Source organism: Streptomyces sp. NPDC058326 (genome assembly GCF_042879855.1).
In the GTDB taxonomy this organism is placed as follows: Bacteria; Actinomycetota; Actinomycetes; order Streptomycetales; family Streptomycetaceae; genus Streptomyces.
This window is the reverse complement of record NZ_JBHVZO010000005.1, coordinates 218,608-234,530: the sequence shown is the minus strand read 5'-3', so window position 1 is coordinate 234,530 and position 15,923 is coordinate 218,608. Positions and strand designations below refer to the sequence as shown.

The following is a 15,923-nucleotide window of genomic DNA, read 5'->3' as shown; positions in this document are numbered from 1 at the left end:
CAGGTCAGGGCGTGACCGCGCCGGTCTTGCTCGCGTGGAAGGGGGACCAGTGCCACTGGCGCCAGTAGCTCTCGGAGATGTCCAGCCACTCCTCCAGACGCTGTTCGCTCTGCAGGAAGCGCGAGGTGTTCACCATCAGCCAGCTGTAGACGGCCTGGCTGTCACGGCAGCCGTTGCAGTCTCCGGAGGTGCAGCAGAACTGCAGCGTCTCGTAGTCGGCGCCCCACGCGGCGAAGCCGGGGATCACCGGGTTGCCGTTGGCCAGCCGGTCGGCGTGCGCCGGGAGGTCCACGCTGATGCTGGGGCAGACGTCGTATCCGAAGCGGCCTCCCCAGTGGGTGGTGCCGGTGATCAGCGTCCGGATGAAGTACGGGTGGCTGATCACGGCCTGCGGGTACAGGTCCCGAACGCGCAGCGCCTCGTCCAGGATCCGTCGCTCGTTCTCGATCTGGATCGGGTTCTCGGTGCCGTGCTCGCTGTAGAAGTTGAAGGTGACGATGTTGCCGTTCTCGGCGATCCTGCGCACGGTCGGTTCGATGTGGGCGACGCCGGCCTCGGAGAGCGCGAAGATGAACATGACCCGCGGGTCGTCCTTGTAGTGGGACAGCGCCGTGTCGAAGAGCCCGCTGAACTTTGAGCCGTTGACCCGGATCGCCCGAAGGTCGTCGTCGAGCGGTCCTCCGCCGAAGATGCTGACGGCGATGGCGATCTCCTCGAAGCCCTGCCTGGGCATGGGACGGAGGCCGTTGGTCGAGATGGTGATGTAGGGGAGCTGCTCGACGAAGGCCTCGACCCTGCGCGGTACGAGGGTGGGCTCGCCGCCGATCAGCGTCGCCTGGTTGACCCCCTCCTCGCGGAGCCGGGACGCGAAGGCGCGGATCTTGTCGACGTCCGACAGCTCGCTCACGGCGGTGTCGAAGCCACCCTCGAAGTACCAGCAGCCCTTGCAGCGGATGTTGCACGCGTTGGTGAGGTGGACTTCGCAGGACCGGACGGTGCGGCCGAGCCGGCGGACGCGGTGGAGGCGCGCGGCCAGGTCCGGGCGGTCCGCGAGGAGGGCGGCGGTGCGCTCCTTGGCCTCTCTGCGGCTCGGCGGACGCTCCGTGATGGTCACGGGTGTAGCCATGAGGTGGGCTCCTCTGTCGGGATGGACCTGCTGGGCAGTCACTCGGGGAGGGTCAGACCGAGCTTCTGGACGCGCGGGGTGACCTTCTCCCGCCACAGGTCGCAGGCCTCGCCGTTGGTGGTCTTGCGCAGCCCGAACTTCACGGCGAGCCGGGCCCGTTCGGAGCGGGGGCTGCCGAAGATCTTCACGAACGTCGGCCAGAGCCGGTCCAGTGCCCGCTGGAGCTCCTCGCGGCCCTCCTCGGTCTGCGCGAGGTTGCGGCAGACACGGGCGCCGTGGGCGATGTGCACCTTCTCGTCCAGGATGATGGTGCGGACGGCCTCGGCCCAGGGCTTGTAGCTGCTCTCCGCGAACTCGGAGATCATGACCATCGCGGTCTCCTCGCCGATGTAGGAGAAGATGCCGCGCTCGGCCCAGGTCGTACAGGTGTGGAGCGTCTGGTCGGCGAACATGGTGCGCTCGGCCAGCGTCTGGGTCTCCATGTAGCCGGTGTCCACGCCGATGTTGGCGAGCACCGCCTTGCCCAGCTTGTAGTGGTCGTACTCCTCGACCGCGCGCTCGGCGCAGACCTGGCGCTCCTCGGCGTTGGGGGCCAGGGGCAGGAAGACCTGGATGTAGTCGTCTCCGCCGGACAGCTCTCCCTCCGTGTTGACCATGATCTGCCGCAGCGCGATCTCGCGGTACTCCTCCGGCATGGCGAGAAACTCGTCCGGAGTTCTGACGACTACCGCCTCGCCGTCCAGCAGGGATATGCCCATGGTGATTGCACCTCGTCCGGAAATAGATGGCCGGGCACGACGGGAGCGTCATGCCGGGGCCGCGACTTGGAGGACTTCCGGTCCTGGGAGGCCCGCCGGTGGGGCCGGCCGCGGCCAGGACGCAGCAAACCTTCGGCCGCGAACGACTGGCTGGCAAGTGGTGTCTCAAAGGCGGCGTCGCAATCCAGCTGTAACGAACAGCGAGTGCGCGCCGGTCACGGAAGCGGGTCATATCGGGACCTAGCGGGGGTGCGTATCCGGACCAGACGCCCTTTTGCGACAGAGGGGGATCATGTCCATGGATTGGATGTTACGGAAGGGTAACTGTCATGCCGGCGCGAGATGTTCTGTCCTGCGGGGTGGAGGGTTGAATTCCGTAGATCGAATCGGTGTTGGACCGGAATATTCCGCACAGAAGAGCCTCATGGGTAAGAGGCGTCGTGGTTCAGCCGAAAATATCGCCCGAGCAGACAACGATCTTGACTGGTAGTCATCCCCTGGCCAGGGTGAAGCCCGGTTCAGACGCTGGAACTGAGCCAAACGCAGTCATTTCAGCCAGTCGACTCGTCCGAAAATTCGCTGGCAAAACGGCGGGCCGGCGCCCGTGGACCGGTTTGGAGTGCCATGAACGCGATCACCCGAGACGCCTTCGACACGGAGTTCCGCAGCTTCCTCTCGACCTTCGAGCTCGACGTCGACCTGGCCACCGTCACGGCCGAGGACAACCTCTTCGACCAGGGGGTGCTCGACTCCTTCAGCGTCCTGAGGGTCATCGCCCTGGTGGAGCGCCTGCGCGGCGAGCCGGTCGATCTGGAGCATGCCGGGATCGAGTCCTTCGCCTCGATCTCGACCATCTACGAGAGCTTCATCGTCAGCTGATGGGCCGTCACCGAGCCGTCCGCGAGGGGACGGCATGAGGAGCATCGCCTTTCTCTCCGCCGACTTCCTCGCGAACCCCTGGCCGGAGTACGCCCGCTTCCGCGCCGAGCGGCCGGTCTGGTGGGCCGACGAGATCCGGATGTTCTGCGTCTTCCGGCACAAGGACATCCGCACCTGCCTGACCAGCACGGACTACACCGTCGAATACCCCTTCCGGGTGAGCCGGCAGGTCTTCGGCGAGACCCTGCTCGACCTCGACGGACCCCGCCACCAGCGGTTGCGCCGCCCCCTGGCCGGGCTGCTGCTCGGCCAGCGCGACAACATCGGGTTCCGCGCCGCCGCCGAGGACAGGGCACGCACGGCGGTGGCCGCGCTGCGCCCGGACACCGAGCTCGACATGGTCCGCGGGCCGGCGCGCACCGTGCCGCTCACCGCCACCGCCACCTTCCTCGGGATCCCCCCGGAGCGGCACGACTGGCTCCTTCACACCGTGGAGTACCTGGTGAGCCATCTCGACGGCAGCAGCGGGGACTTCGCCCGCGCGTCCGCCCTGCGGGCCGAGCTGGAGGAGTACCTGCTCCGGCTGATCTCCACGGGGGCGCCCGCCCGGTCCATGCTCGGCGAGGTCCACTCCTGGGTCCGCGACGGCCGGATCACGGCGGCGGAGGCGGTCGGGCTCGCCACCCTCACCCTCGCGGCCGGCTTCGAGACCTCGACGGGCCTCATCTCCAACGCCCTGCACTGCCTGGCCCGGCACCCCGGTCACGCGGCCGGGGCCGCCTCCGACACGGGCCGGTTGCGGAGCTTCCTCAAGGAGACCCTCCGCTGGGAGCCGCCCCAGCACGACACCGTCCGCTTCGCCCGCCGGGACACCACGCTGGCCGGGGTGCCCGTACCGGCGGGGAGCGCCCTCAAACTCGTACTCGCCAGCGGCAACCGGGACGCCGAGGTGTTCGACCACGCCGAGGAGTTCCGGCCGGACCGGTCCACCCACGGCTCGCTGACCTTCGGCCACGGATCCCACTCCTGCCTCGGGACGCACATCGCGCTCGACGTGGCCGAGGCCTTCATCGGAGCCCTCCTCGCCCGCTTCCCCGGACTGCGGGCCGTGGACGACCCGATGCCGCCGATCACCGGCTCGACCTTCCGCAGGCCACAGGCCCTGCGGATGTGGCTGGGACCCAAAGGAGAGTCATGACTGTTCTCGGAGCACCCGAGGCCGCCGTCGACCGTGCGCGGCGACTGGCCGAACTGTGGTGCGCCGCGCTTGAGATCGGCTCGGACGACGACACCACGGGATCCTTCTTCGAGCTCGGCGGCTACTCGCTGCTCGCGCTCTCCCTCGCCGAGCGGATCGGCCGGGAGTTCGGCGTCGCCGCCCCGCGCACCCTGGTCTTCGAGTACGACTCCCTGGACCGGCTGCGCGGCTGGCTGGAGACGGCGGCCGAGGCAGCGGGCGAGGACGCCGCTTCCGCGCCCGCCGGGGACGCTGCTTCCGGGCGGGCCGGGGAGGCGCCCGCCGAGGACGCGGCTTCCGTACCGGGCACGGTGGGGGCTTCCGGGCAGGCCGAGGCGGTACGGGCCGGGGGTGCCGCTTACGTACCGGCCGGGGACGCGGCTTCCGTACCGGCTGGGGACGCGCCCGCCGGGAACGCGCCCGCCGGGGGTGCGCCCCGCGGGGACGCGCCCGCCGGGAACGCGCCCGCCGGGAACGCGTCCGCCGGGGGTGCGTCCGGCGCGGTCGCGGGCGCCGTGCCCGTCGGGACGGACCGCTTTCCGCTCAGCGAGCTGCAGCAGGCGTACCTCGTCGGCGAGCACAGCGGGCTGCCGCTCTCCTGCCCCGCCGTCTTCCACGAGGAGTACCACTGCGCCCCGTTCGACGTGGCGGATCTGCGGTCCTCGCTGACGGTCCTCGCCGAGCGCCACGGCATGCTCCGCGCCCGCTTCCACGACGACGGCACCCAGAGCCTCGGCCCGGTGACCGGCGCCTGTCCCGTGGAGTTCCACGACCTCACCGGGGCGGCTCCCGACGAGGCCGAACAGGCCCTGCGGGCAAGCCTCGCGGAGCTGCGCGCCGAGCAGCCGCCCCTGGAGTCCGGGATCAACCTCCGGCTGCGGGTCTTCGACCTCGGCCCGCTCTACCGCGTCCAGGTCTGGGGCCGCCTCCTCGTCTTCGACGGCCGGTCGGGAACCGTCTTCGCCGACGAACTGCGCACCCTCCTCGACGGCGGGTCCCTGGAACCGCTGGAGTACGACTACGCCGCCTACCGCCGTGCCGCCGAGGCCGAGCGGGACACCGACGCCTACGCGGCCGCCAGGACGTACTGGACCCGGCGCGCCGGCCGGCTGCCGGCCTCCCCGGTCCTGCCCCCGCGCCAGCCTGGCCGCTCCACGGACGACGGCCCGGTCACCCGCCGCTCGTTCCTCCTGCCGGCGGACGTCTGGGAGCGCTTCGGCGCACGCGTCCGCGCGCACGGCCTCACGCCCGCGACCGCGCTCGGCGCGGTCTTCTGCGAGATCCTCGGCCACTGGTCGAAGGACCAGCACTTCGTCCTGAACGTCATGTACGGCGAGCGGCGCCCGTACCACCCGCACGTCGACCGGGTGGTGGGCAACTTCTCCAGCACCCTGCTCCTCGAACGCGGGCCGCGCACCCCGGGCGGTACGTTCGCCGAGCGGGCCGCCGAGCTGCGCGACCGGCTGCACGAGGGCCTGGAGCACGGCGTGCTCGGCGGGGTCGAGGTCCTCCGCGCGGCCAACCGCAGCTCCCGCCGCCTCGACGGGGTGGCGGCGGTCGTCTTCGCGCCCGTCCTCGGCCCCGGCACCCAGGGCGGCGTCTTCCTCGAGCGGCTCGGCTGGCACCGCCTCCACGGCGGGGTGCACACGCCCCAGGTGGCCTTCGACCATCAGGCCTTCGAACTGGCCACCGGTCTGCTCGTCAACTGGGACACCCTCGACGGCCTTTTCCCAGACGGCCTGGTGGACGAGATGTTCGGCGCCTACCGAGAGCTCCTGACCGAACTCGCCTCGTCCCCCGAGGCATGGAAGCGCGCCTCCTTCGACCTCACCCCGTCCGGCGGCCCGGCCGCCCGGCGTGCCGCCAACGACACCCGCCGGCCCCGCGGCGCCACCACCCTGCACGGGCTCTTCCGCGCACGCCTCGCCGAGCGGCCCGAGCGGCCCGCCGTGCTCACCGGGAAGCACACGGTGACCTACGCGCGGCTCGACGCACACGCCCGCGCCGTGGCCGACGCGCTCGCCGGGGCCGGTCACCGGGCGGGCGAACCCGTCGGTGTCGTGGCGGCCAGGGGATGGCAGCAGGTGGCCGCGCTCCTCGGGGTGCTCTACCACGGGGGCGCCTACGTCCCCCTCGCCCCCGACTGGCCCGGACAGCGGCACCGGCAGGTGATCGAAAGGGCCGGGCTGCGGACCGTGCTCGCCGGCCCCGAGTTTCTCGCCGGCCACCCGGAACGGCCCGCGGTGGTCGATCTGGCGGCGGCGCTCGACCGGCCCGCCGCCGACCGGATGAACGAGCCCCTCCCCGTGCCCGAGGACCCGGAGGCACTGGCGTACGTCCTGTTCACCTCGGGCACCACCGGCGTACCGAAGGGCGTGATGATCCGGCACGACAGCGCGGCGAACACCGTCCTCGACATCAACGAGCGGTGCGAAGTCGGCCCCGGGGACCGGCTGTTCATGGTCTCCGAGTACACCTTCGACCTCTCCGTGTACGACGTCTTCGGCGCGCTCGCCGCCGGCGCGGCCGTCATCGCCGCCGACGTGCCCCGCGGCGAGATCGGCGAGCTGTACCGCCTGGCGACCGGCCTCGAGGCCACCGTCTGGAACAGCGTGCCCGCCTACTTCGGCCTCCTGGCCGACTACGTGCGCAGCGGCGGCCACGCCCCCGTCGGCTCGCTCCGCCAGGTGCTCCTCAGCGGTGACTGGGTGCCGCTGAACGTCGCCGACGAGCTCGCCACCGTCGCGCCGGAGGCCCGCTGTCTGGCGCTCGGCGGCGCCACCGAGGCGTCCATCTGGTCCAACGCCCAGGAGGTTCCGCGCGAGGGGATACCCGCCGGATGGACCTCCGTCCCGTACGGACGGCCCCTGACCAACCAGTACTACGCCGTCCTGGACGAAGAACTCGCCGACCGGCCCGACTGGGTCCCCGGCGAGCTGTACATCGGCGGCAGGGGACTGGCCGACGGCTACCTGAACGCGCCGGAGACCACGTCCAGGGCCTTCGTCACCCGGCCCTCCACCGGAGAGCGGCTCTACCGCACCGGCGACTGGGGGCGCTACTGGCCGGACGGGACACTGGAGTTCCTCGGACGCCAGGACCAGCAGACCAAGGTGAACGGCTTCCGCGTCGAACTCGGCGAGATCGAGACGCACCTCCTCGCCTGCCCCGGTGTCGCCGACGCGATCGTCCTGGCCCAGGCCTCGGCCGGCGGCAGCGCGCTCGTCGCCCACCTGGTCGCCCAGGCGGGCACGGACGGCGAAGAACTCGTCGACCGCGCCCGACGGCACCTGCGGGAGACCCTGCCGCCCCAGCTCGTACCGCGCGGCTACCGGCTCCACCGGCGCCTCCCGCTCACCGACAACGGCAAGGTCGACCGGGCCGCGCTGGCCGCGAGCACGGACACGGGCTCGGCGCCCGGCGCCACCACCGCGGGCACCGGGACCAGCGGCACCAGCACCGGCGGCATCGGCTCCGCCCCCGGCGCCACCACCGCGGGCACCGACACCGGCAGCACCAGCACCAGCTCCGGCGGCATCGACTCCGTGGCCGGTGCCGCGGTGCTCCGGCTCTGGACGGAGCTGCTCGGCCCGGCCACGCCCGACTCCGACTTCTTCGACCAGGGCGGTGACTCCCTGACGGCCGCCCGCATGATGAACCGCCTCGAGGCCGAGCTCGGCACCCGCCTCCCGCTCACCGCCCTCTACGAGACGGCCACACCCGCCGGTCTCGCCGCCCTCCTCACCGAGGCGGCCGCCACCGCGCCCGGCAGCGCCGGCACACGGCCCACCGCCCCCTGCCTCAGCCGGCTCTCCGCCGCCGGGGGACCGCCGCTCGTCCTGATCCACCCCGTGGGCGGCGACATCCTGTGCTACCGCCCCCTGCTCTCCCGGCTCACCCCCACCCACACCGTCTGGGGAGTCCGCGCACCGGGCACGCTCGGCGACCGCGCACCCCTGCGCTCCGTGCGGGAACTCGCCGGGGAGTACGCCGCAGAGCTCCGCCCCCTGTTCGCCGACGGCGCCCCGGTGCGCCTCGCCGGCTGGTCCTTCGGGGCACTGGTCGCCCACGAGACCGCCCGCCTGCTCACCGCCGACGGCCACCGGGAGACCGGCGCCGACGTGGTGATGCTGGACCCATGGCTCGCCGCGGGGGACACCACCGCCGGGGAGCGGGAGCTGATCGGGTCGTTCTTCTTCAACCTCTCCGGAGGCCGGGCCGTCGTCCCGGCCGAAGCCCTCGCCGGACTCAGCGGGGAGGCGGCCCTCGCCCGGGCGCTGGAGCTCGCCACCGCGGGACACCCGGCGCTCGGCTCCCTGACCTCCGGGAGCCTGCGCACCCTGTTCGCGCTCTACCGTGCGCACAGTGAGGCCCTCGCGGAACACCGGTTCACCCCCGAGGACGCGGTACGCACCCACGTCCTGGAGACGGAACACGGTCTCGGTGGACCGGCGGGCCGCTACCTGCGCCCGCTGCGCCGGACGCTCACCGGGCACGGCACCCCGCCGCCCGCGTCGGTCTCCTTCCACCGGACCCCCGGCGACCACTTCTCGATCGTCACCGAGGAACAGGCCGATCTGACAGCGGGTCTGATCCTCGAGAGCGTGAGGAGCCGGTGACCCTACCTCACTGCCAGATCGTGGGATACGGCGCCGCCGCGCTGGGCGTCCCGCTCGCGGCGGACCGGGCCGGACTCCTGCCCCGGCTGGCCGCGGCCGGGCTGTGCCTCCTGGACGGAGCGCCGGACCGCGAGCGGCTGCTGCGGGCCCGCTTCCCGTACGCCATCCACTCCAACTCCCGCGCCGGGGACTTCATCGAAGGAGTGAGCCCGACGGGGGAGCTCGGCCGTGCGCTGCGCATGCCGGCGGGCCGGGAACTCTCCCTGGCCAGGGAACAGGCGGTGCCCCTGCGGCTGGTGGGACGGTTCCTCAACGACGTCTCCGACGTCCTCGAACAGGACGTCCTCACAGACGCCGTACGGCTCGGCGCGCGCGTCGCGGAGCTCCGCCGCAACGACGACGGCACCTGGACGAGCCTCGACGGGGACGGCGCGGAGCTGACGACCTCGTCCCGGGTCGTCCTGGCCACCGGAGGCTGGGAGGACACCGCTCGCACGGCGGGTGATCTCGGCGTACCGCCCGAGCGGGTGGTCGCCTCCGCCGACCTCCTCACCGGCGCCGTGCTCGACCGGGCGAGCGCCGTGCTGCGCGCCGGCGGCCGGATCGTCGTCGTCGGCGCCTCGCACAGCGGATTCGCCACGGTGGAACTGCTCCTCGAGCGGCTGGGACACCGGCTCACGGCCGGGGCCATCACCGTCGTCCACCGCACCCTGGCCCTGTCGTACGACAGCATGAAGCGGGCCCGCGCCGAAGGACCCCTCACCGGCCAGACCCTGACGGTCTGTCCCGACACAGGCAAGGTCAACCGGTTCAGCGGACTGCGCGGCCGCAGCCGGCAGGTGTGCGAGCGGGTCATCGGCGGCACCGAGCCACGGGTACGGCTCTGCGCGGCCGGCAGTCCTGAGGCCAGACGGGCCACCGCCGACGCGGGACTCCTGGTGCACGCCTCCGGCTACCGGACGTCCGACGTGCGGCTGCGCACCGCGTCGGGCGAGCCGCTCCCGGTCCGCACCCGGCGGGGCACCACGGCCGTCGACGACGGCTGCCGCGTCCTCGCCCGGCATGGCGGACCGGTCCCCGGGGTGTACGCCCTGGGCCTCGGCTACCCGCGCATCGGTGACGACGGCGTCGGCCGGGTCGGAATCAACCTCTTCCACGGCGCCGACGCGGATCGGATCGTCATGGCGCTGACCTCAGCACTGAGCAACGAAAGGGCACCCTCATGGCAAGGGCGATAGGCAACACTCCGGGCTCCAGCGAGGAGCACCAGTGGACCAACAGCCTGGAGCGCGGCCGCGTCCCCGGCCCCAGGCTGCCCCAGCAGACCGTGGTCGACGGCACCGGGCCGAGCACCCGCAGCGTCCACGCCGGGACCTACGTCGACCCGGTGACCGGCGCCGTCGGCACCCCGATCTTCCAGAGCAGCACCTTCGTCTTCTCCGAGGACACGTACAAGGCCTTCGACCAGGGCCACATCCGCGACGTGGCGATCTACGGGCGGTACGGCTCCCCGAACCAGTGGGCGGTCCAGGAGAAGATCGCCGCCCTGGAGAACGGGGAGAGCTCCCTGCTCTTCTCCTCGGGCATGGCGGCCATCACCACCGCGCTCCTGGCCCTGACCAACCACGGCGGGCACATCGTCAGCTCCCGTGACGTGTACGGCGGCACCTACAACCTGCTGCGCGAGGACATGCACCAGCTCGGCCGCACCGTGACCTTCGTCGACCCCACCGACATCGAGGAGATCCGCGCGGCGGTACGGGACGAGACGCAGGTCCTGTTCTTCGAGACCCTGACGAACCCGCTGCTCAAGGCGATCCCGCTGATCGAACTCGGCCGGCTGGCCGAGGAGCTCGACCTGTTGCTCGTCATCGACAACACCTTCCTCACCCCGCTGTACGCGCGCCCGCTGGAGCACGGCGCGCACATCGTCATCCACAGCTGTACCAAGTACCTCAACGGACACAGCGACGTGACCGCCGGAGTGGCCACCGGCCCCCGCAAGTACGTGGACCGCCTGTGGAGCCAGATGCTGAAGTTCGGCGGCTCGCTCGACGCGATGATGTGCTTCCTCCTGGAGCGCGGCCTGAAGACCCTGGTCCCGAGGATGCGGGCGCACGCGGAGAACGCCGCCGCCGTCGCCGCCTTCCTCGCCCAGCACCCCGAGGTGCGCCGCGTCCACCACCCCTCGCTGCCCGACTACCCCTACAAGGACCTGTTCGCCTACAGCCCCGACGCCTGGGGCGGAATGGTGAGCTTCGAGGTCGAGTCCGGCGACGAGGGCGCGCTACGGCTCCTCGACCGGCTGCGCGTCCCCGTGGTTGCCACCAGCCTCGGGGGAGTGGAATCCCTGGTCAGCCTGCCGTTCAACACCTCCCACAGCGTCCTGACCGAGCGTCAGCGCAGGGAGGTCGGCATCGAGCCCGGCCTCGTACGGTTCTCCGTCGGCATCGAGGACGCCGAGGACCTGATCGCCGACCTGGACCAGGCGCTCACCGGCCTGTGAGCACCCCCACCACCCCCGCAGAGACAGCGAGCAGGAGAGCAGCATGCGCAACGGACTGAACATCAGCGGTGTCTCGGAGCTGATCCACGAGATCCGGGAGAAGCCCGAGGAGGCCCTGATCGACTTCAGGGTCACCGGACACCCGGCCAGGGACGGCGTCGCCACCCATGTGCGGACCGCCCGGCACGGCACCGTCCGGATGGCCCGCGGGTTCCGCGTCGACCAGCTCTCCCACCGGACACGGCCCGAGGACGCCGTGTCGGCCGCCGGCCGCCTCGACCCGCTCACCAGCCCGTACGAGTCGGCCCTCGCCGCGCTCGGCGCCTGCGCGCTGATCACCCACGTCAACGGCTTCACCGGGCGCGGCGTGGCACTCGACGAGATCGACCTCACCGCCCGCGCCGAACTGCCCCTCGACGCCTCCGGCCACGCCGCGGCCGGCGCGGGGCTGCACGGGATCGCCTGGCGCTGCACGGTGGCGTGCGGCGCCTCCGACGACGTGGTCCAGGGCGTCAACCGCCTCGTCACGGCGTTCAGCCCCAACCACCGGGTCTTCCTCGACGAGGCCGAGCTCACCCTCAGGGCGCTGATCACCCGCGGCGACGGCCGCCAGGAGACGCTGACCCTGCCCTACACGCCGGCGGCCGCCCCGGACCCCGGCGCCGACCGGGCCCGCCTCGAGGTGCGGCTGCGCTGGGAGTACGGCACGGAGGTCCACGCCAGGACCACCCTGGAACACGGCGGCACCCGCCGTGAGGGCGCGTCCGTCCTCGTGGTCGACCAGTCCAAGCAGATGCTCGGCATCGGCAAGGGCCCCAACCCCCAGGAACTGCTCCTCTCCGCCGTCTGCGGCGAACTCGTCGGCCTCGTCCGCGAGGAGACCGACCGCACCGGGACACCGGTCGAGGAGCTGCACGTCGCCAGCGGCGGCCGGCTGGACATCCGCGGCATGCAGAACGTGCTCCGCGAGGTCCCGAGCCGCTTCCACAACCTCGGCTTCGACCTGGCGCTCACGAGCGACGCCGACCTCGACGCGCTCTCCTCGGTGCTCACCGCGGCCCTCGGCCGTTCCGTGCTCCTCGCCACGCTCGCCCGCCCGCAGACCATCGCGATCGAGCTGGGCCGCCCGGGCGCGCAGGACACCGAGTACCTCAGCAGCACCACCGCCGCCGAGGCCTTCCGCGACGAACTGTCCCGCCAGCAGCAGGAGGCCGCCCGCGCGGCGGAGGCCGCGGCCTCCGGCGAGGCGTGAGCACGGGCGGCTCCCTGCCGGGCGACGGCGTTCCCCGGCTCTTCCACACCTATCTTCTGCGCGCCGCCCGGCACACCCCGGAAGCGCCCGCGCTGATCTGCCGGGACCAGGTGTGGAGCCACGGACTGCTGGCCGACCGGGTGGCGTCCCTGGCCGACGCCCTGCACGCCCACGGGCTGCGCGCCGGGGAACGGATCGCCCTGGAGTTCGCCCCGTGTCCCGAGGCCGTGGCCCTGGAGATCGCCGCGGCCTCCCTGGGGCTCGTCTTCGTGCCGCTCGGCCCCGACCTGCCCGCGGAGCGCAAGGCCAACATCGTGCGCAGGACCGCGCCCCGCGCCCACATCACCCCGCCGGGCCGCACCCCCGCGGACCGCCCGGGGACGGCCACGGGCACCCTCACGCCGGACGGGCACCTGGAGCTGACCGGTGCCGGGCGGCCACCGGGGGAGCGCCTCGAGCCGCGACCCTCCGACCCGCTGTACGTCATCTTCACCTCGGGCTCCACCGGTGAGCCCAAGGGCATCGTGATGAGCCACGGCGCCGTCGTCTCGTTCTACGAGGGGTTCGGCGGGTTCGGCGTACGGCCGGGAGTCCGTCTCGGCAGCACCTCGCCGCTCCAGTTCGACTTCTCCCTCCTCGACCTCGGTCTGGCGCTCGGCGCGGGCGGCTGCCTGGTGCAGGTACCGGCCCTGCTCCTCCAGCAGCCGCAGGGCCTCGTCCGCCACCTCCAGCGCCACGAGGTGACCCAGATGAACGGGGTGCCCTCGATCTGGCGCGGTGTCCTGGACGCGGGGGCGACGGACCTGCTCGCCGGGACAGCGCTCGACACGGTGCTGTACGCCGGCGAGGGCTTTCCCCTGCGCGGCCTCCGGGAACTGCGCCGTGCGCTGCCCCACGCCCGGCTCATCAACGGCTTCGGCCACTCGGAGTCGATCGCCTGCGCGTGGAAGGTGCTCACCGGGAAGGAGGTGCCCCACCGCGACGGCCGCGTGCCGTTCGGCACCCGCGCCATCGACGGCATGCGCATGTACCTGGTGCGCGAGGACGGCACCCCGACGGACCGGCCCGGTGAGGTCGCCGAGCTCTACGTCGAGGGTGACGCGCTCTTCGACGGGTACTGGCAGGACCCGGAGACCACCGCGGCGGCACTGGTGCCGAGCCCCCTGGGGACGGGACGCCGCGCCTTCCGCTCGGGGGACCTCGCGTCGAGGGACGAAGCGGGGGAGTTCTACTTCCACGCCCGCAGGGACAGCCAGGTGAAGATCCGCGGCAACCGGGTCGAGCTGGAGGAGATCGACGCCTGCCTGCTCGCGCATCCCGCCGTGGACCTCTCCGCGACCATCGTGAGCGGCGGCGGTGCGATCGTGACCTTCGTCCGCCCCGGCGACTCCGCTCCCGGCGGTTCGGGTCCCGGCGGTCCGGGGCCCGGTGGTTCGGGTTCCGCCGGTTCGGGCCGGGACGGTTCCGTATCCGGCGAACTGGCCGACGAGCTGCGCCGGCACGCCGTCCGGCACCTTCCCCGGTACATGGTGCCCAGCCGGTTCCGCGTCGTCGACGACATCCCCCTCACCAGCAACGGAAAGACCGACCGGCACGAGATGGCACGACGTTGGGAGGGCAGATGACGGACATCCATCTGAGCGGACTCAGCCGCCGCCACGGACGCTGGCACGACCTGGAGGACCTCCTCGGCGACGGCGCGGTGTCCGCCGCGTCCGTCACCGCCCTGCGCCGGGGAGGCCTGACCCGGTACGCGGTCTTCGACGAACCGCCCCGCGCCCGGTACGACGACTGTCTCGCCGAGACCCTCGACCGCACCGGCCTGCGGCCCGCCGAGGTCGACGCGGTGCTGTTCTTCTCCTCCACGTTCTCCGCGTACGACGACCACGCCGATCTCGCCGCGCTCTGCGCCCGGTTCGGGATCCGTGACGCCTTCCCGCTCGGCATGTTCCTCGGCCAGTGCACGAACTTCTCGTCGGCCCTCACCGTCGCGCAGGGTCTCGCCGCCACCCAGGGCCTCGACCACGTGCTGCTGCTCGGCGTCGACGCGCTCGACGACCGGCGTGCCGCACGGGTGCTGCCCGGTGACGTGTCCGTCTTCAGCGACACGGTCGTCACCTGCCTGCTCTCCCGGCCGAGGACCGACGGCTACCTGGTCGAGCGCGTCGAGCACCGCTACCGGCCCGAACTGCACGCCCTCCACCCGCAGCGCGACCTGCTGCGCTACATCGACGGCTTCACGGACGCCCTCGGAGGGGTGGTCGACAGACTCACCAAGGCGACCGGGCGGGCCGCGGGCGACCACACCAAGCTGGTCCTGGCCAACCACGCGCGTCCAGTGCTCCGTAACTTCGCCGCGACCCTCGGCATCCCCTTCGACCGGGTGCCGACCGAGGGCATCGGCACCCTCGGGCACTGCTTCGCCTACGACCAGCTGATCACCCTGAGCGAGCTGGCCGAGCGCGGCGAAACGACGCCCGGCGACGCCCTCCTCGCGATCGGCGTGGGCGCCAACTACCTCTACAGCGCCACCTCCTTCATCCGCTGCGAGGCCTGACGATGACCAGCTCCCACCACCGCGCCGAGCCGGACGTCGGGCTCGGCGGGCTCGGGTACGCCGTCGGCGAGTCCCTGCCGATCGAGCGTGCGGTGCCGCCCGGCACCTCCGACGAGCTCCTCGACCGACTGCGTGCCCATGGCTTCGTCAACTGCTCGGTCGCGCGGGAGACACCGGCCGAGCTCGCCGCCCGCTCCGTCGCCGAGACGCTCGCGCTCTCCGGCGTCGACCCCCGCCGCGTCGACGCCGTGCTCTACGGCACCTGCAGCTACTGGGGCGAGGGGGACCCCCCGCCCGGCGACCCGGGGAAGCTGACCGGCACGATCGCCCGCCTCGTCCTCGAACCCCACGGGCTCGGGCACGCCGCGCTGTCCCTCGTGTGGCTCGCCGAGTCCGGCAACACCGGCTCCGTCCTGCGCCTCGCGCGGGCCCTGGTCGCCACCGGCGTCCACCGCACGGTGCTGTGCGTGAGCGCCGACGCCGTCCCGCCGCTCCCCGGCGAGTACCGGGCGATGCCCAACGCCGTCACGATCAACGGCGACGGCGCCGCCTCCTGCCTGGTCTCCACGGACGTGCCGGGAGACTTCCGTCTCCGCTCCACCGTCCAGCACTCCAGCGCCCCCATGCGCGCCCTCGCCAAGGGGCAGGGGCTGCGCAAGCACCTGGAGATCGTCAAGGGGATCCGCGTCTGCCGCGCCGCGCTCGACACACCCCAGGACGGCTTCGCCGTGATGCTCTCCAACCACTACTCGCGCCCGGTCCTCACGGAGTTCGCCACGCTGGCCGGTGTACCGGCGGAGCGCCTGTACACCGCCAACATCGCCCGCCTCGGGCACTGCTTCGCGGCCGACACCCTCATCGACCTCGCCGACCTGCACCGCGGCGGGCGGCTCGCGCCCGGGGACGACGTCCTGATGCTCACCACCGGTCCTTCCACCTGGGGCATGACCGCGGTTCGCGCCCGCTGAACCGATTCCCCTCCGCACCGA

General features: G+C 72.4%; 11 protein-coding genes. 9 read left to right on the top strand and 2 right to left on the bottom strand.

Annotation, left to right across the window (positions count from 1 at the left end; all coding sequences use genetic code 11):
- Positions 1-4 precede the first annotated feature (4 nt).
- Positions 5-1,126 (bottom strand): radical SAM protein, encoded by a 1,122-nt coding sequence (locus tag ACFVYX_RS12535; protein ID WP_389681307.1) that lies wholly within the window; start codon positions 1,124-1,126, stop codon positions 5-7.
- A 38-nt stretch (positions 1,127-1,164) separates the two neighbouring features.
- Positions 1,165-1,884, bottom strand: coding sequence for a Phenylacetic acid catabolic protein (locus tag ACFVYX_RS12530; protein ID WP_389681306.1), 720 nt, complete (start codon positions 1,882-1,884; stop codon positions 1,165-1,167).
- 624 nt (positions 1,885-2,508) lie between these two features.
- Between ACFVYX_RS12530 and ACFVYX_RS12525 the strand changes: the two genes are divergently transcribed.
- Genes ACFVYX_RS12525 through ACFVYX_RS12485 form a run of 9 tightly spaced genes read left to right on the top strand, consistent with a single transcriptional unit; the run spans position 2,509 to position 15,902 of the window.
- Entirely contained in the window at positions 2,509-2,763 is a 255-nt protein-coding gene (locus ACFVYX_RS12525; RefSeq protein WP_389681305.1) for a phosphopantetheine-binding protein, read from the top strand.
- A gap of 34 nt (positions 2,764-2,797) precedes the next feature.
- Entirely contained in the window at positions 2,798-3,961 is a 1,164-nt protein-coding gene (locus ACFVYX_RS12520) for a cytochrome P450 (RefSeq protein ID WP_389681304.1), read from the top strand.
- Positions 3,958-8,619: an amino acid adenylation domain-containing protein gene (locus ACFVYX_RS12515; protein ID WP_389681303.1), complete on the top strand. Its 4,662-nt coding sequence runs from the start codon at positions 3,958-3,960 to the stop codon at positions 8,617-8,619. The genes ACFVYX_RS12520 and ACFVYX_RS12515 overlap by 4 nt, the downstream gene beginning before the upstream one ends.
- On the top strand, positions 8,616-9,857 hold the full coding sequence (locus ACFVYX_RS12510) for a hypothetical protein (RefSeq protein ID WP_389681302.1): 1,242 nt from the start codon (positions 8,616-8,618) through the stop codon (positions 9,855-9,857). The genes ACFVYX_RS12515 and ACFVYX_RS12510 overlap by 4 nt, the downstream gene beginning before the upstream one ends.
- Complete coding sequence (locus ACFVYX_RS12505) at positions 9,842-11,125, top strand: trans-sulfuration enzyme family protein (RefSeq protein ID WP_389681301.1); 1,284 nt, start codon at positions 9,842-9,844, stop codon at positions 11,123-11,125. Before ACFVYX_RS12510 ends, ACFVYX_RS12505 begins: the two co-directional genes overlap by 16 nt.
- A 43-nt stretch (positions 11,126-11,168) precedes the next feature.
- On the top strand, positions 11,169-12,377 hold the full coding sequence (locus tag ACFVYX_RS12500) for an OsmC family protein (RefSeq protein ID WP_389681300.1): 1,209 nt from the start codon (positions 11,169-11,171) through the stop codon (positions 12,375-12,377).
- The gene (locus ACFVYX_RS12495; RefSeq protein ID WP_389681299.1) at positions 12,374-14,002 is read left to right on the top strand and encodes an AMP-binding protein; all 1,629 of its coding nucleotides are present in this window, start codon (positions 12,374-12,376) and stop codon (positions 14,000-14,002) included. The genes ACFVYX_RS12500 and ACFVYX_RS12495 overlap by 4 nt, the downstream gene beginning before the upstream one ends.
- Complete coding sequence (locus ACFVYX_RS12490) at positions 13,999-14,934, top strand: 3-oxoacyl-[acyl-carrier-protein] synthase III C-terminal domain-containing protein (protein WP_389681298.1); 936 nt, start codon at positions 13,999-14,001, stop codon at positions 14,932-14,934. The genes ACFVYX_RS12495 and ACFVYX_RS12490 overlap by 4 nt, the downstream gene beginning before the upstream one ends.
- Before the next feature lie 2 nt (positions 14,935-14,936).
- Positions 14,937-15,902, top strand: a complete 966-nt coding sequence (locus ACFVYX_RS12485; protein WP_389681297.1) for a 3-oxoacyl-[acyl-carrier-protein] synthase III C-terminal domain-containing protein — start codon at positions 14,937-14,939, stop codon at positions 15,900-15,902.
- Positions 15,903-15,923 lie beyond the last annotated feature (21 nt).

Coding starts and splice junctions, on each gene's coding strand:
- ACFVYX_RS12485 (WP_389681297.1), top strand. CDS start 14,937: ATGACCAGCTCCCACCACCGCGCCGAGCCGGACGTCGGGCTCGGCGGG.
- ACFVYX_RS12530 (WP_389681306.1), bottom strand. CDS start 1,884: ATGGGCATATCCCTGCTGGACGGCGAGGCGGTAGTCGTCAGAACTCCG.
- ACFVYX_RS12535 (WP_389681307.1), bottom strand. CDS start 1,126: ATGGCTACACCCGTGACCATCACGGAGCGTCCGCCGAGCCGCAGAGAG.
- ACFVYX_RS12505 (WP_389681301.1), top strand. CDS start 9,842: ATGGCAAGGGCGATAGGCAACACTCCGGGCTCCAGCGAGGAGCACCAG.
- ACFVYX_RS12520 (WP_389681304.1), top strand. CDS start 2,798: ATGAGGAGCATCGCCTTTCTCTCCGCCGACTTCCTCGCGAACCCCTGG.
- ACFVYX_RS12500 (WP_389681300.1), top strand. CDS start 11,169: ATGCGCAACGGACTGAACATCAGCGGTGTCTCGGAGCTGATCCACGAG.
- ACFVYX_RS12490 (WP_389681298.1), top strand. CDS start 13,999: ATGACGGACATCCATCTGAGCGGACTCAGCCGCCGCCACGGACGCTGG.
- ACFVYX_RS12525 (WP_389681305.1), top strand. CDS start 2,509: ATGAACGCGATCACCCGAGACGCCTTCGACACGGAGTTCCGCAGCTTC.
- ACFVYX_RS12515 (WP_389681303.1), top strand. CDS start 3,958: ATGACTGTTCTCGGAGCACCCGAGGCCGCCGTCGACCGTGCGCGGCGA.